This is a genomic window from Streptomyces sp. NRRL F-6676 (assembly GCF_000725625.1).
Lineage (GTDB): Bacteria > Actinomycetota > Actinomycetes > Streptomycetales > Streptomycetaceae > Streptomyces.
On record NZ_JOHS01000001.1, the window covers coordinates 328,979 to 343,332 of the forward strand.

Consider the following 14,354-nt stretch of genomic DNA (forward strand, 5'->3'; position numbering starts at 1 on the left):
CGACCGGCCCCCGTACCGCCCCCGGTCGGCCCATGGGCGCCAGGAGCGCCGCGCCGGATGCTCGAAGTGCAGGAAGGACACCAACGCGGAGGAGACCGTCATGAAGGACGTCATGCCGCCCCGCCCCCCAGCACACGCGCTGCTCGCGGACGGCACCACCGTCGGCATCCGCGCCGTGGCGCCCGCCACGAAGGGAGCGGCCGTCGTGGTGATCGGAACCCGCCCCCGCACCGGCCCGGTACCCCGGCCGGGCGGACTCGTGCATGCGCTGCTGCGCCGTTCCCACTGCCCCGTACTCGTCGTCCCGGGACGCTGACCGGCGGGGACGGCGCGCCCGTGCCCCACCGTCGTCGGCACGTGGCGGGGGTACGGACCGGATGATCCGGCCGCACCGCGAGGGCGGCGTGCGCCGTCACCAGCCCGACGACGGCTCCTGCGACCATCGTCGGTGACCTGTTCAGCCATGCGTCGTCACCAGCCGTCGGGGTCTCGCTCAGCTGCTCCGGAGGAGGGATCACGGCCCGGGGGCAGGAGCCGCAACTGCACCATGGCCGCGAAGCGTTGGTCCGGGTCGGTCAGGTCGAGGCGGGCGACCTCGGTCAGGCGGCGCAGGCGGTAGCGGAAGGTGTTGGGGTGGACGTGGGCCCTCGCCGACGCGGCCGGCACGTCGCCGAACGCGTCGAGCCAGCACCGCAGGGTGTGGAGCAGATGCGCACCGTGCCGTGCGTCGTAGTCGAGGAGGCGGGCGATCGCGGCCGTCGGACGGTCGCCGCGGGCCGCCGCGAGGTCCCCGAGTTCCAGCAGGAGGGCGTCGACGTGGACGTCCTCCAGGGTGGCCACCCGGCGCCCCCGGCCGGCCGTGCGCAGGACGCGCAGCGCCCGGTCCGCGCCCTCGCGCGAGCGCCGTATCCCGGCGCCGTCCCCGGCCGGCGGTCCGATGCCGATCGCCGCCGCCTCCGTGCCGCGTCCGGCGCGCTCCAGGAATGCCGAGGCGAGGCGCGGCGCGCGCTCCGCGCCGTCCGGCTGCCCGCCCGGCAGCGGGACGAGCCCGTAGGCCACGTCCCCCAGCAGCGCGACCGCCGAACGCGGCTGCACCGTGGTGAGATGCGTGGCCAGCGCGTCGGCGAGCCGCTGCCGGCCGGCGGCCCGGCTGACGTCCTCCTCCGGGGTCGTCGGCCCGGAGGCGTCGGCCGTTCCCATCGCCAGGACGGTCAGCGGCCGGCCGAGCAGACCGAGCCGGGCGAGCGCCTCGGGCGCCGCCGTGCCGCCCTCCAGGACCGTGCTCACCAGGTCGGCCCGCAGCCGCCGTTCGACGTCGGCGCCCGCCCGCAGCCGGAGCATGTGCAGCGCCACCACCTTGGCGGCGTCCCGGAGCGACTGCGCGCGCTCCGCGCCGAGCGGGCCCGGGACCGCCGCCCACACCGAACCGAGGATCTCGTCGCCCGCACGGACCGCGATCGCCACCCGCGGCATGCCCATCTCGAAGTCCTGCGACCGCGGATCGACAAAGAGCGGCCCCGGCTCGCGGTACAGCCGCTCGAAGACGCCGTTGGCCTCGAGATGGCGGGTGAAGTGCTCGGGCACCTGCCGGCCCAGGATGGTCCGCGCCCGGGGCTGATCGGCCTCGTCCTGCCGGCCGGAGAACGCGAGCACCCGCGAGGCCCGGTCCTCGATGGTCACCGGGGCGTCGAGGAGCGCCGCCACCGCGTTGGCCACGGCGAACAGATCCCCGGCCGGCACCCCGTCCAGGGTCCCCGGCGAGGCGTCGCCGAGATCCTCCTCGGCCAGCACGGTGCGGAGCATCGCGGCGAGCTGCGCCCATGAGGCGCCGGGGGCCAGGCCCAGCAGGGCGACGCCCGACTCCTCGGCGGCGCGCAGTACCTCGGGCGTGGTGTCCACCGGCTGTCTGACGACGAGCGCGGTCGCGCCCCGGCGGCCGTACCCGCGCAGCAGCCGGACGAGGTCGTCCGCCGCGCGCACCCCCACGCACAGCACGACCGCCCGGGCGAGCGGTTCGGCCGCGTCCGGGGCGCCGGTTGCCCGCGGACCCTGTACGTCCATGTCCGGGGAACCGTGCGCGTCCGTGTCCGGCGAGCCGTGCACGTCCGTGTGCGACGGCCCCGGTACGTCCTGGTCCAGCGGGTCGTGGATGACGACCTGGTCGAGCCGGGCGCCCCGGTGACCGGCCCCCGCGACCGGCTCCAGCAGGACGCCGCCGAGATCGTCGAGCACCCGGCTCAGCCGCGTACGGGGCCTTCCGGGCATCGGCGCCACCACCACCTGAACCTCGTGCGCGCACCCGGCTCTATCCGTCCGGGGTGACGAAATCTAACACCCGTTTCGTCGGCTGCCACGAACTACGCGGTCAGCCAGGCCTTGCCCGTGGTCACCTCCGCCAGTGCCTCCGGGAGCGGGGTCACGCCGAGGCCCGCCCCGGACGGCACCCGCAGGTGCCCGGCGTCCAGGACGAACGGCTCGGTGATGTCCGTGCGGTAGTAGCGGTCGGAGGCCGAGGTGTCGCCGGGCAGCGTGAACCCCGGCAGCGCGGCCAGCGCCACGTTCGCCGCCCTGCCGAGCCCCGTCTCCAGCATGCCGCCGCACCACACCGGCACCCCGTGCGCCGCGCACACGTCGTGCACCCGCCGGGCCTCCAGATAGCCGCCGACCCGCCCGGGCTTGATGTTCACGATCCGGCAGGCGCCCAGCGCGATCGCGTCGGCGGCCGAACGGGCCGAGACGATCGACTCGTCCAGACAGATCGGCGTGGTCAGCTGCCGGGCCAGCTCGGCATGGCCGCGGACGTCCTCCTCCTCCAGCGGCTGCTCGATCAGCAGCAGGCCGAACGGGTCGAGCCGGCGCAGCTGGGGGACGTCCGCCAGCGTGTACGCGGTGTTGGCGTCGACCTGGAGCAGCAGCTCGTCGCCGAAGCGTTCGCGCACGGCACGGACCGGCTCCACGTCCCAGCCGGGCTCGATCTTCAGCTTGATGCGCGCGTACCCCTGGGCCACGTATCCCTCGACGGCGTCCAGGAGTTGGGGGACCGAGTCCATGATGCCGACCGAGACCCCGCACGGCACCGCGTCCCTGGTGGAGCCCAGCGCGGTGGCGAACGACGCCCCCTGGGAGCGCAGTTCGGCGTCGAGCACCGCCATCTCCAGCGCCGCCTTGGCCATCCGGTGCCCCTTGACCGGGGCGAGTAGCGGCGCCACCCGGTGCGCGCTCACCTCGCCCGCCCGCAGCAGCACGGGGACCAGATGCTCGCGCAGCACGTGTTCGGCGCCGTCGACGTACTCCGACGAGTAGAGCGGGTCGGCCATCGCCACGCACTCGCCCCACCCCTCGCCGGCCGGCGTCACCACCCGCACCAGCAGCAGTTCGCGGACGTGCTGCGTTCCGAACGAGGTCCGGAACGGTGCCCGCAGCGGCATCCGCACCCGGAGGAGTTCCACACCGTCGAGCTTCACGAGTCCTGCTTCCTCTCCACCACGTACCACCCGGCCCGGTCGAAGCCGGTGACCTCCGCGCCCTCGGCCATCAGGCCGCCGAGCACCTCCCGCAGCGCGAGCCGCCACGACCGGCCGAGCGCCGGGTCGGTGCGCCGCAGCTCCTCGATGTCGGGCGGCACCGCGACCAGCAGCACCGGCCCGTCGCCCGCCCCACCGTCCGCCCCGGTCACCGGCCTGCCGTCCGCGTCGGCCGACAGCGCGGGCACGGCGCCCCGCGCCCGCGACAGCGCCGCCGCGTCGACGGGCGCGCGTCCCTCCGGCACCGCCGCACCGACGAGGTCCCAGGTGAGGAGGAGCCGGTCGGTGGCGCCCGTGCCGTTGATGCCGTCGTGCAGCGGGCCGTAGAAGTCGGGCAGGTACCGGGCCGGACGGGCGCCCAGTTTCGTCAGGTTGAAGTGCGCGTTGCGGCGCACCAGCGGGTCGAACGTCCAGGAGATCGTCTCCGCGCCCCGGCGCAGCGCCCAGGCCCGCTGGTGCAGCTTGAGCGCGAGTCCCAGGCCGCGCCCGAGCCCGGCGGGCAGGACGCCGGTGATGTGGCTGTGCAGCGCGCCGTGCGCGGGGGCGCCGAAGAACCCGACGCAGGCGCCCAGGAGTTCCTCCCCGTCGAACGCGCCGGACACGTAGTTCCCCGCCACGGCCATCGCCCGCAGCAGCTCCGTCGGCACGGGGCCGCCCCCCGGCTCCGCGTGCCAGACCCGCCGCAGGAGCAGCGAGACGGCGGCCAGGTCCTCGACCTCGGTCAGCTCACGGACGGCCACCTCGGCCTCCGAGGCGGCCCGGGCGGCGGCGAGTTCGGCCCCGGCGGCCACCGACGGCGAAGGCCCGGGCGGCGCGTACGGTATGTGCCCGGTCATCGCGGTGCCCCTTTCTCCAGTACCGCCTCCACGAGCGCGGTCAACAGCGCCGTACGGCCCGGCAGTTCCGCGACGACGACATGCTCGTCGTCGGCGTGCGCACCGCCGCCCACCGCGCCGAGGCCGTCGAGCGTCGGAACGCCCAGCCCGGCGGTGAAGTTGCCGTCCGAGGCGCCCCCGACCGCCGCGGCGGTGAGCGGCCCCAGGCCCAGGTCCCGCGCCAGGGAGTCGGCGAGGGTGAACAGGCCGTCGGACGCGGCGGCCTCCAGCGGCGGCCGGTTCACCCCGCCCGTCACGCGCACCCGCGCCCCGGGCAGCACCGGACGCAGCGCGCGCAGGGAGGCGTCGACGCGTTCCTGCTCCGCCAGGTCCCAGGCCCGTACATCGAGCGCCACGCGGGCGGCGGCCGGGACGGTGTTGGTGGTCGTACCGGCCGACGAGAGGGTCGGCACCACGGTCGTCCCGCGCGCGGGGTCGGCCAGCCCCGCCACGGCGAGGATCTGGTGCGCGAGTTCGACGCCCGCGTTCACGCCCTTCTCCGGTTCGAGCCCGGAGTGCGCGGCCCGGCCCTCGACCTCGATCCGGTACAGCGAGACGCCCTTGCGGCGGCACTTCAACGCGCCCCCGTCGGCCGACGCCTCCAGCACGAACACGGCCTCGCAGCCGCGCGCCTCCGCCTCGATCAGCTCCCTCGACCGGGGCGAGCCGATCTCCTCGTCCCCGGTGACCAGGATCGTCAGCCCGGCGCGACGGGGGAGGGCCGCGGCGGCGTGCAGGGCCATCACCAGGCCCGCCTTCATGTCGAAGCAGCCGGGGCCGCGCAGCACGCCGTCGCGGATGCCGAACGGGTGGGTGCGCAGCGAGCCCAGGGGCCAGACCGTGTCGTGGTGCCCGAGCAGCAGTACCCGGGCCGGTCCGTCGCCGAACCGCCAGCGCAGATGGGGGCAGCCCTCGGTGACCAGGTACTCCGGGTCCGCGCCGAGCAGTCGCCGGCCGAGCGTGGCGACCTCGGCCGCGCCGCGGGCGAGCGCCTCGTGGTCCGTCGACGGGGACTCGCAGGTCACCAGGGTCTCGATGTCGGCGAGCAGTGCGCCGAGGTCCGGCGCCGTCACCGCGACTCCCCGCGCAGCGGCCGCCCCGGGAACGCGTCGGTGCGCAGGGCACCGTCCGCGACCACCGGCACCCCGCCCACGTACAGGTGCCGTACGCCGTGGGAGGGCCGCGTGGGATCGGCGTAGGTGGCGGCGTCGGTGACCGTCTCCGGGTCGAGGACCACCAGGTCGGCGTCGGCGCCGACCCCGAGGTGTCCCTTGGCGCGGGCGGCCGGGGCGACGTCGTCCAGGACGCGGGCGGGCAGGTAGGAGCAGCGCCGGAACGCCTCCGGCCAGCTCCAGGCGCCGGACTCGCGCACCATCAGGCGCAGTGTCTTGGCGAAGGTGCCCGCGGTACGCGGATGGGTCGTCCCGCCGGGCGGCAGTGGCCACTCGGTGCTCTCGTCGCTGCCGTCCGGCCAGAACACCGGCATCGCGTCGCTGGCCACGACGGCGTCCGGGAAGGCCAGCGCCCGCCGCAGCAGCGTCCGGTCGCCGGGGTCGTCCTCGTCGAGGAACTCCAGGAGGCAGGGTGCCCCCGGGTTCCGCGCGCGCAGCTGGCGCAGCCGCGCCTCGTCGGCGATCCGCTCGTCCGTCTCGACCATGATGACGCTCCCAGGGCCTGTTGCGAGAGTCCCGTCTGCCCCGCGACGCCATGCACGCTCCCCCAAGCTCTCGACTTCGCTCGAGCAGGGGGGACCCCCACTCGCCGCACCGGGCCCAGACCCAAGTACATCCAGTACGAAGGTCCGGGCCCGGCACGCCGAGAGCACGCACCTGACGCCGCAGGGCCCGCCCTCCGGTCGGACGACGGGACTCTCGCAACAGGCCCTGGGCCCGAGCCCCTTGGCGCGCAGCCGCTCCGGGTCGATGAACGCCGCACCGACCGCCGTGCTGCCCGCCCCGTACGGATACGCCTCCACCGTCACCCGCGAACCCGCCCGCCGCGACTCCGCCAGAGCCCCCAGGACCCGGTCGAGGTGGCGGCCGGAGGTGCTGTTCACATGGCAGTGGTGCATCGCCGCCCCGGTCTCGGCCGCCGCGCGCACGACCTCCGCCGACCCGTCGACGGGCGTCGCCGGATCCACCTCGACCAGCTCGCGGACGTGGGTGAACGTCGGCACTCCGGCCCGCGCCGCCAGGCGGGCGACGGCGCGGAACTCCGCCGGGTCGCTGGCCGGCGCGTACCCCATGAGGATGCCGATGCCGAGGGCGCCGCCGGCCAGCTCGTCCTCCAGCAGGGAGAGCCAGGCGGCCAGCTCGCGCGGGGTGGAGGAGCGCTGCCAGCGCGGGTCGCCCAGCACCTCCATGCTCGACGCGAACCGGGCGTCCGGCGTGCGGCCGGTCAGGACCTGGGCCCGCGCGCCGCCCCAGGAGGCGGAGAAGCCGTAGTGCAGCGGGCGCCCCGCGGCGGCCGCCTCGGCGTAGGCGCGGGCGACCGGCATCAGCCCGGCCTCCAGGTCGAGCGCCGTGGTCACCCCGTCCATCGCCTGGAGCCGCTGCCCGGCGACGGAGTGCACATGACTGTGCAGATCGACGAAGCCGGGTCCGACGATCAGCCCGGCGGCCTCGACGACCGCCGCGCCGGGCGGCGCCTCGATGCCGGGGCCCACGGCGGCGATCCGGCCGCCGTCGACGAGCACGTCGGCCGGCCCGTCGAACCCCGTGCCCGGGTCGACGACCCGGCCACCGCGCAACAGCGTCTGCATGGTCGCCTCCTCGGATACGCCCGTGGGTCCCGACCCTAGGAGCACGACCACCGCCTCGGTTCGTACGCACGAACGAATCGGCGCACCTCTGTCCGTGGTCCCGCACGAAGCGGATCGGCCGTGCGGCGGTGCGGGCGGGACGCTAGAGCGAGGGCGGGGTACGGGCCATCGCCTGGGTGGGGGTCTCCCCGTACTGCCGTCTGAAGGCGCGGGTGAAGTGGCTGCCGTCCGCGAAGTGCCAGCGGGCGGCGGCCTCCGTGACGCTGGGCCGGCCCCAGCGGGCGAGCAGCTCCCGCCGTGCGCGCTCCAGCCGTCTGCGCCGGATGTACGCCGCCACCGGCTCCCCGGTGCCGGCGAACGCGCGGTGCAGTGTGCGCGGGGAGACGTTGAGCCGGCGGGCGAGCGAGGCGGGGGTGAGGCCGGGGTCCGCCAGGTGTGCGTCGGCGAGGAGCATCGCGGCCCGGGCGAGCGCGGGGGCCAGCCGCGGCTCGGCGTCGTCGAACTCCTGCCGCAGCGCCCCCCGGGCGAGCTCCACCAGGGCGTCGCGCGAGGCGAGGATGGCAGGCCCGCCCAGTTCGCGCACCGTCTCGCGGACCATGCGGGCGTGCGCCCGCAGCACGCGCATCGCCGCGGAGTCGTTGGAGCCGAGGATCTGCCGGGTGTCGCGGGCGCCGTCGAGGACCGAGGTGGGCAGGATCAGCACCGTCGCGCGCGAGCCGGGCGCCACGTCGAACAGCGCGGGCGCGCCGTTGCGGCGGGCGAGGAACGACCCGGCCGCGACGGTGGCGCTCCCGCCGCGCCGGTCGAGCCCGACGAATCGCCAGGAACCCTCCGACATCAGATGCACGAGCACCCGGTCGCCGGGCTCCCGGGCCCCGGAGGGGCGCCCGACGAAGCGGGTGAAGCGCACCTCCGCGACGACCGCGTCATGGACCTTGGCCGCCCGGGCACCGATCCGGAAGGCACCGGACTCACCGGTGTCGAAGGACGGCAACGGCAGCGCCTCGCCCGTCTGCGCCTCCCACGCGCGCCGGAAGACGTCGAAGCCGCGGGCGCCGGATGCCGGTCCCGTGACGTCCGCGGTGAACGTCCGCCCCGCTCCGGGTACGGACCCCGACGCCGCTCCCGCATCCGGTCGTTGTGCTGTCATCGCCGTCCCGCCGTCGTTCCCCGCCGCCGACGCGGAAGTCCCGGCCACCCGGCACGCAGATGCATGCGTCCCCGCCCCAGCCGCGTCGACACTACAGACCTCTTTTTGTTGACACCATCCGAGCCAACGAGGTTGCGCGCCATGCCCGAGACCACCACACCCGAGACCACCACGCCCGAGACGGCACCCGAACCGCCCGCGGATGTCGTGCAGTTGATGAACATGCTCACCGGTGGCGCGGTCGTTCAGATCCTGCACGCCGTCGTCCGGCTCAACATCGTCGACCACCTCGCCGACGAGCCGCGGACGGCGAAGGAGGTGGCCGGACGCGAGAACAGCCACGAAGGCGCCACCTACCGACTGATGCGCGCGGCCGCCTCGCTGGGCGTGCTCAGCTACGAGGGGGACGGCCGCTTCGGCCTGACCGGGCGCGGACAGCTGCTGCGCGCCGGAGTGCCGGGCTCCCTGCGCTCCCTGCTGCTGATCCAGGCCGGACCGTCGCACTGGGGCGCCTGGGGCCTGTTCCCCGAGGCGGTGCGGGAAGGCGCGAGCCAGGTGAGGAAGGTGCTCGGCGAGGACATCTTCGACTACTACGGGCGGCCGGAGAACGCCGAGACGGCACGGGTGTTCGCCGACGCCATGAGCGACATGTCCGCCCTGGTGACCCACGGCGTGGCGGCCCGGGCCGACGTCAAGGGCGCCACCACGGCGGTCGACGTCGGCGGCGCCGACGGACACCTCGTCCTGACGCTGATGGAGACGGACCCGGCGCTGCGCGGTCAGGTGCTCGACCTGCCGCACGCCGTCGGGGGCGCGGTGCGGGAGGCCGGACGACGGGGCCTGTCCGACCGGTTCACCGGCGTGGGCGGCGACTTCTTCACCGAGGTGCCCACCGGGGACCTCCACCTGCTGAAGACGGTCCTGCACGACTGGGACGACGAGCGCTGTACGCGCATCCTGAGCAACTGCCGCGCCGCGAGCCGAGCGGGCGGACGTGCCCTGGTCGTCGAGACGATCGTCGGCGAACTCGGCAAGCCCGACTTCGCCGCCATCTCCGACATGGCCATGCTCTGCGTCACGGGCGGCGTCGAGCGGGACCTCGACGAGTTCGACGCCCTCTTCACCGCCACCGGGTGGCGGCGCGGCCGGACGTACCCGGTGGGCGGCGGCTACTCCTGCATGGAGGTGGAGGCGGTCTGACCGTCCCGGCCCACGGCGCTGGCGCTCATCGGGTGGCGGGTGCCGGCGCCCCGGTCATCGGGTGGCGGGCGCCGCCGCCGCGGTCATGAGGTGGTGGGTGCGTTCGCGCAGCAACCGGTGGGTGCGGTCGTGGTGGTTGCGCGGGTGCCAGGCCATGCCGATCGTCAGCGGCGGCAGCTCCAGCGGGATCGGGAAGGTGCGCAGCCCGAGCGCGTCGAGCATCCGCCGCCCCAGTCCGGCCGGGGCGACGCAGACGACGTCGGTCTCGCGGGCCATGAACAGCGCGCTCGCGAAGGTGGGCACCACGGCGACCACGCGCCGGCTCAGGCCGAGGTCCGCGAGCCGGTCGTCGATCGGCCCGTGGGTCCGGCCGCGCCGGGACACGGCGATGTGGTCGGCGGCGGCGAACCGCCGTGCCGTCACGGTCCGCGCCGCAGCCAGCGGATGCTCCGGCCGTACCGCGCCGACCAGCGTCTCCGTGACCAGCGCCGCCGAGCGGATCTCGGGGTCGCCGGGCCGGATGATGCCGATCTCCAGATCCACCAGCCCCTCCCGCAGGGCGGGGGTGTCCTCGACGCTCTCCGGCCGCAGCCGCAGCGAGATACCGGGGGCCTGGACCCGCAGATCGTCGATGAGGGACGGCAGGAACGTCGTGGACAGCATGTCCGTGACCTGTAGATCGAACATGCGGACGGCGGTACGGGGGTCGGCGACGGCCGACGGCGCGAACAGTGCCCGTGCCCGGGCGGCGACCGCGTGCACCTCACCGCGCAGCTCCAACGCCCGGGGTGTGGGCACGAGTTCCCGTCCCGCGCGGACGAGGAGCGGGTCGCCGAAGGCGCGCCGCAACCGGCCCAGGGCGCGGCTGACGGCCGGCGGCGAGGTGTGCAGCCGTTCCGCGGCCCGCGTCACGCTGTTCTCGGCGAGCAGCGCGTCCAGCACCTCGACGAGGTTCAGATCGACGTGATCCATGCGCCGATTGTCGTGGCCGGTTGCCGTATCCGCAATCATCCCTGGGCACGGTTGCTCCATGGTCAATCGGCAGCCGGCGGCCCGGGGCCCGGACGGGTCGTGCCGTCAGGACCCGGGACCGCCGGCGCGACGGTCAGGCCACCGTCACGTCGGCCAGCAGGGAGCGGTGGATCTCCTCCGCCCTGATCGCGACCGTCGACAGCAGGGTGCTGGTCAGGCCGTGGGTGTGCTCGGTGCCGCCCTGGAGGTAGATGCCGGCGGTGAGTTCCGGCACCGTCTCCACCCGGTGGTCCCGGCCCACGCGTACCGCGTCCCCGTCGTCGCGGAGGCAGAACTTGGCCGCCGGGCCGAGCAGGGTGGCGAGGTCGCGGGGCCGGTAGCCGGTGGCGAGCACCAGCACATCGGCGGGGAGCACCTGGTGCTCGCCGGTGGGCAGGAACTCCACGGCCACGTCCAGTCCGCCCGCGTCGCCGGGACGCACCTCGCGGACACGGGAGACGTTGAGGAAGCGCAGCCGCTCCCGTCCGGCCACCTTCTCCCGGTACGAGGCGGCGTACAGCGACTCGATCAACTCCATGTCGACGACGGAGTAGTTGGTGGAGCGGTGGTAGTCGAGCAGGGACTGCTTCACCTCGGGCGGCGAGGAGAAGTAGACGTCCACCGCCTCCGGGTCGAAGATCCGGTTGGCGAACGGGCTGTCGTCGGCGGGCGTGTAGCCGTACTTCGCGAAGACCGAGCACACCTCCGCCTCGGGGAAGGTGCGGTGCAGATAGTCCACCGCCTCGGCGGCGCTCTGCCCGGCGCCGAGCACGACGGCCCTGCGCACCGGCCGTCCCTCGGCGGCGAGTTGAGCCGCGCGAGGCAGCAACTGACTGGTGTGCCAGACGTGTTCGGACAGCTCCAGACCCGGTGGCACGTGCGGTTCCAGGCCCATGGCGACGCTGATGTTGCGGGCCCGGTACGTCACGGTCGCGTCCGGATCCGTGGCGTCACGGCAGGTGATCTCGAAGAGGTCCATCCGGCCGGCGGCGTCGCGCACCGGGGTGACGGTGACGGCCTCGCTGCCGTAGGAGACCAGGTGGGAGACGCGCGTGGCGGCCCACTCGAAGTACTCGTGGAACTCCATCCGCAGCGGGAACAGCGTCTTCTGGTTCAAGAAGTCGATCAGTCTGCCGCGTTCGCGCAGGAAGCACAGGAAGCTGTAGTCGCTCGCCGGATTGCGCAGGGTCACCAGGTCCTTGAGGAACGACACCTGCATCGTGGCGTCGTCGATCAGCATGCCCCGGTGCCAGCCGAAGCGCGGCTGGCGTTCCAGGAACAGGGCGCTCAGACGGCGGCCGGCGCCGGCGTTCGCGTTGTGCTCCTCGACTGCCACGGACAGGGCGAGATTTGACGGGCCGAAACCGATCCCGACGATGTCGTGGACGTCGTGGACGGCATCGGAACCCATGACCGGTGATTTCACCTATGCATCGCCTCCCTCAGGCACCCACATGCTAGATAAGGTAAGGCTAACCTTGCAATGGAGTCGTGGGAGAGGAAGGTTCGCCATGAGGGTCGTCATGCTCGGCTACCAGACCTGGGGGCACCGCACGCTGGGGGCCCTGCTCGACTCGGAGCACGAGGTCGTCCTCGTCCTCACCCATCCGAGGAGCGAGCACGCGTACGAGAAGATCTGGGACGACAACGTCGCCGAACTCGCCGAGAAGCACGGCGTGCCCGTCCTGCTGCGGAACCGCCCCGACGACGCCGAACTCCTCGCCGCGGTACGGGAGGCACGGCCGGACATCATCGTCGCCAACAACTGGCGCACCTGGCTCCCGCCGGAGCTGTTCGACCTGCCGCCGCACGGCACGCTCAACATCCACGACTCGCTGCTGCCGGCGTACGCCGGCTTCTCGCCGATCATCTGGGCGCTGCTCAACGGGGAGGAGCGGGTGGGGGTGACGGCGCACCGGATGAACGCGGAACTCGACGCGGGGGATGTGCTGGTGCAGCGGTCGGTGCCGGTGGGGCCGACGGACACCGCCACCGATCTGTTCCACCGCACGGTCGACCTCATCGCGCCCCTCGTGCGCGAGTCCCTCGACCTGATCGCCTCCGGCCGGGACGCCGGGCGGTGGCTGCCGCAGGACCGGGCCAGGGCCAGCTTCTTCCACAAACGCTCGGCCGAGGACAGCCGGATCGACTGGAGCTGGCCCGCGGAGCGCCTGGAGCGGCTCGTACGGGCCCAGTCGGACCCGTACCCGAACGCGTACGCCTTCCATCGCGGGGAGCGGCTGCGGATCGTCTCCGCGGGGGTCTCCGAGGGGCGCTACGGGGGCACGCCGGGCCGCATCTTCATCCGCGAGGGCGACGGCGTGGTCGTCGTCGCGGGCGCGGACGCGTACACCGGCCGGTGCCGGGGGCTGTTGGTGCGGCGGGTGCGCACGGACGACGGTGCGGAGTACTCGGCGGCCGAGTACTTCCCCACGATGGGGGGCTACCTGACGTCGCACCCCTGAGCTGGCGCGGAACCCTCGCCGACGGGGGGCGCCCTCCCGGGGGCGCCTTCCCGGGCGGGGAGTCCGCCTGACGGCGGGAAGCGCCCTCCGGGCGGGGAGTGCGCCTGACGGCGGGAAGCGCCCTCCGGGCGGGGTGGTACGGCTCGTGGGCGGCTGCGGGCCGTCCCTGGCTGGTCGCGCAGTTCCCCGCGCCCCTGAAAGACACGGGTCACCCCCCGCCAGAAACGCGAGGAATCCCACACCCCACCACGATCCACCCGCACTCACTCACGCACGGAACCTCCCACCCCCTCAGGGGCGCGGGGAACTGCGCGGGCAACCACGACTCACCCGTACTCACCGACGCACCGAACCCCCACCCCCCTAGGGGCGCGGGGAACTGCGCGAGTGACCACGATGCGCCTGCACGTGCTAACGCGCAGGACCACCCCCGGGGGCGCGAGGAACCGCGCGGGTGGTGTGGGGGGCGTCGGTCCCGGTGGGGCGTCAGGTGGCGGGGGCCAAGTCCCCGCCGTCGTGGTGGCGGCCCAGGGGGATGACCAGGGGGGTGCCACTGACCGGGTCGGTGGAGACGCGGCAGCGGAGGCCGAACACGTCCTCCACCATCCCCTCCGTGACGACCTCCCCCGGCACTCCCTCGGCCACGATCCGCCCCGCCTTCATCGCGATGACATGGTCGGCGTACCGACACGCCTGGTTGAGATCGTGCAGCACCATCACCACCGTGCGCCCCTCGCCCCGGTTGAGGTCGGTGATGAGGTCCAGCACATCGATCTGGTGGGCGAGGTCGAGATACGTCGTCGGCTCGTCCAGGAGCAGGATCGGCGTGCCCTGGGCGACGGCCATGGCGATCCACGCCCGCTGCCGCTGACCGCCGGACAGCTCGTCGACGGGACGGTCGGCGAGCTCCGTCAGCCCGGTGGCCGTCAGAGCCCCCCGCACCGCCTCCTCGTCGGCGGCCGACCACTGCCGCCACCAGGTCTGGTGCGGCGAGCGCCCCCGGCCCACCAGATCACCGACCGTCAGCCCCTCGGGCGCCACCGGCGACTGCGGCAGGATGCCGAGCTTGCGGGCCAGCTCACGGCTCGGCACGGTCCTGAGCGCGGCCCCGTCCAGCTCCACCACGCCCCGCCGCGGCGCCAGCAGCCGGGCCAGCGCCCGCAACAGGGTCGACTTGCCGCACGCGTTGGCCCCGACGATCGCCGTGATCCGCCCCGTCGGCACGGTGAGGTCCAGGCCCTCCACCACCGTCCGCCCGTCGTAGGCGAGATGGAGGTCCTCGGCCCGCAACTCGGGCCCGGAGGCGGCCTTCCCGGGAGCCGGCTCCGCGAGCGGCGGCCGCGTCCGGTGAGCGGTGGTCGACATGCG

Annotated in this window: 12 protein-coding genes; 3 read left to right on the plus strand and 9 right to left on the minus strand. The window is 74.4% G+C overall.

Features of this window, described 5'->3' with window-relative positions:
* The first annotated feature begins 100 nt into the window (after window positions 1-100).
* Window positions 101-316, plus strand: coding sequence for an adenine nucleotide alpha hydrolase family protein (locus IO29_RS01405; protein ID WP_030377149.1), 216 nt, complete (start codon window positions 101-103; stop codon window positions 314-316).
* Window positions 317-471: 155 nt separating this feature from the next.
* Here IO29_RS01405 and IO29_RS01410 read toward each other — a convergent pair whose 3' ends face one another.
* The 6 genes from IO29_RS01410 to IO29_RS35430 form a co-directional block, all read right to left on the minus strand.
* The gene (locus IO29_RS01410; protein ID WP_037817573.1) at window positions 472-2,265 is read right to left on the minus strand and encodes a PucR family transcriptional regulator; all 1,794 of its coding nucleotides are present in this window, start codon (window positions 2,263-2,265) and stop codon (window positions 472-474) included.
* A gap of 92 nt (window positions 2,266-2,357) precedes the next feature.
* Window positions 2,358-3,464 (minus strand): o-succinylbenzoate synthase, encoded by a 1,107-nt coding sequence (gene menC / locus IO29_RS01415; RefSeq protein ID WP_030377151.1) that lies wholly within the window; start codon window positions 3,462-3,464, stop codon window positions 2,358-2,360.
* Entirely contained in the window at window positions 3,461-4,360 is a 900-nt protein-coding gene (locus IO29_RS01420; RefSeq protein ID WP_051707119.1) for a hypothetical protein, read from the minus strand. Before IO29_RS01420 ends, menC begins: the two co-directional genes overlap by 4 nt.
* The gene (locus tag IO29_RS01425) at window positions 4,357-5,472 is read right to left on the minus strand and encodes a M20 family metallopeptidase (RefSeq protein ID WP_234307350.1); all 1,116 of its coding nucleotides are present in this window, start codon (window positions 5,470-5,472) and stop codon (window positions 4,357-4,359) included. Before IO29_RS01425 ends, IO29_RS01420 begins: the two co-directional genes overlap by 4 nt.
* Window positions 5,469-7,160, minus strand: coding sequence for an amidohydrolase family protein (locus IO29_RS36140; protein ID WP_030377154.1), 1,692 nt, complete (start codon window positions 7,158-7,160; stop codon window positions 5,469-5,471). Before IO29_RS36140 ends, IO29_RS01425 begins: the two co-directional genes overlap by 4 nt.
* Before the next feature lie 142 nt (window positions 7,161-7,302).
* Complete coding sequence (locus IO29_RS35430) at window positions 7,303-8,310, minus strand: helix-turn-helix domain-containing protein (RefSeq protein ID WP_051707121.1); 1,008 nt, start codon at window positions 8,308-8,310, stop codon at window positions 7,303-7,305.
* A 141-nt stretch (window positions 8,311-8,451) separates the two neighbouring features.
* On the opposite strand from IO29_RS35430, the gene IO29_RS01440 reads away from it, so the two are divergent.
* Window positions 8,452-9,510 (plus strand): methyltransferase, encoded by a 1,059-nt coding sequence (locus tag IO29_RS01440; protein WP_051707122.1) that lies wholly within the window; start codon window positions 8,452-8,454, stop codon window positions 9,508-9,510.
* A 54-nt stretch (window positions 9,511-9,564) separates the two neighbouring features.
* Here IO29_RS01440 and IO29_RS01445 read toward each other — a convergent pair whose 3' ends face one another.
* A complete protein-coding gene (locus tag IO29_RS01445) occupies window positions 9,565-10,482 on the minus strand; it encodes a LysR family transcriptional regulator (protein WP_030377157.1) in 918 nt (305 codons plus the stop codon).
* Window positions 10,483-10,615: 133 nt separating this feature from the next.
* On the minus strand, window positions 10,616-11,947 hold the full coding sequence (locus IO29_RS01450) for a lysine N(6)-hydroxylase/L-ornithine N(5)-oxygenase family protein (protein ID WP_030377158.1): 1,332 nt from the start codon (window positions 11,945-11,947) through the stop codon (window positions 10,616-10,618).
* A gap of 85 nt (window positions 11,948-12,032) precedes the next feature.
* Between IO29_RS01450 and IO29_RS01455 the strand changes: the two genes are divergently transcribed.
* The gene (locus tag IO29_RS01455) at window positions 12,033-12,986 is read left to right on the plus strand and encodes a methionyl-tRNA formyltransferase (RefSeq protein WP_030377159.1); all 954 of its coding nucleotides are present in this window, start codon (window positions 12,033-12,035) and stop codon (window positions 12,984-12,986) included.
* Window positions 12,987-13,472: 486 nt separating this feature from the next.
* On the opposite strand, the gene IO29_RS01460 is transcribed toward IO29_RS01455, so the two are convergent.
* Window positions 13,473-14,351 carry an ABC transporter ATP-binding protein gene (locus IO29_RS01460; RefSeq protein WP_030377160.1) on the minus strand — a complete coding sequence of 293 codons (879 nt, stop codon included), beginning with the start codon at window positions 14,349-14,351 and terminating at the stop codon, window positions 13,473-13,475.
* Between the last annotated feature and the right edge of the window lie 3 nt (window positions 14,352-14,354).

What these genes read in the sequence shown, in the direction of transcription:
- IO29_RS01420 (WP_051707119.1), bottom strand. Translation starts at nt 4,360, where the DNA reads ATGACCGGGCACATACCGTACGCGCCGCCCGGGCCTTCGCCGTCGGTG.
- IO29_RS01410 (WP_037817573.1), bottom strand. Translation starts at nt 2,265, where the DNA reads ATGCCCGGAAGGCCCCGTACGCGGCTGAGCCGGGTGCTCGACGATCTC.
- IO29_RS01460 (WP_030377160.1), bottom strand. Translation starts at nt 14,351, where the DNA reads ATGTCGACCACCGCTCACCGGACGCGGCCGCCGCTCGCGGAGCCGGCT.
- IO29_RS36140 (WP_030377154.1), bottom strand. Translation starts at nt 7,160, where the DNA reads ATGCAGACGCTGTTGCGCGGTGGCCGGGTCGTCGACCCGGGCACGGGG.
- IO29_RS01455 (WP_030377159.1), top strand. Translation starts at nt 12,033, where the DNA reads ATGAGGGTCGTCATGCTCGGCTACCAGACCTGGGGGCACCGCACGCTG.
- IO29_RS01440 (WP_051707122.1), top strand. Translation starts at nt 8,452, where the DNA reads ATGCCCGAGACCACCACACCCGAGACCACCACGCCCGAGACGGCACCC.
- IO29_RS35430 (WP_051707121.1), bottom strand. Translation starts at nt 8,310, where the DNA reads ATGACAGCACAACGACCGGATGCGGGAGCGGCGTCGGGGTCCGTACCC.
- IO29_RS01405 (WP_030377149.1), top strand. Translation starts at nt 101, where the DNA reads ATGAAGGACGTCATGCCGCCCCGCCCCCCAGCACACGCGCTGCTCGCG.
- IO29_RS01445 (WP_030377157.1), bottom strand. Translation starts at nt 10,482, where the DNA reads ATGGATCACGTCGATCTGAACCTCGTCGAGGTGCTGGACGCGCTGCTC.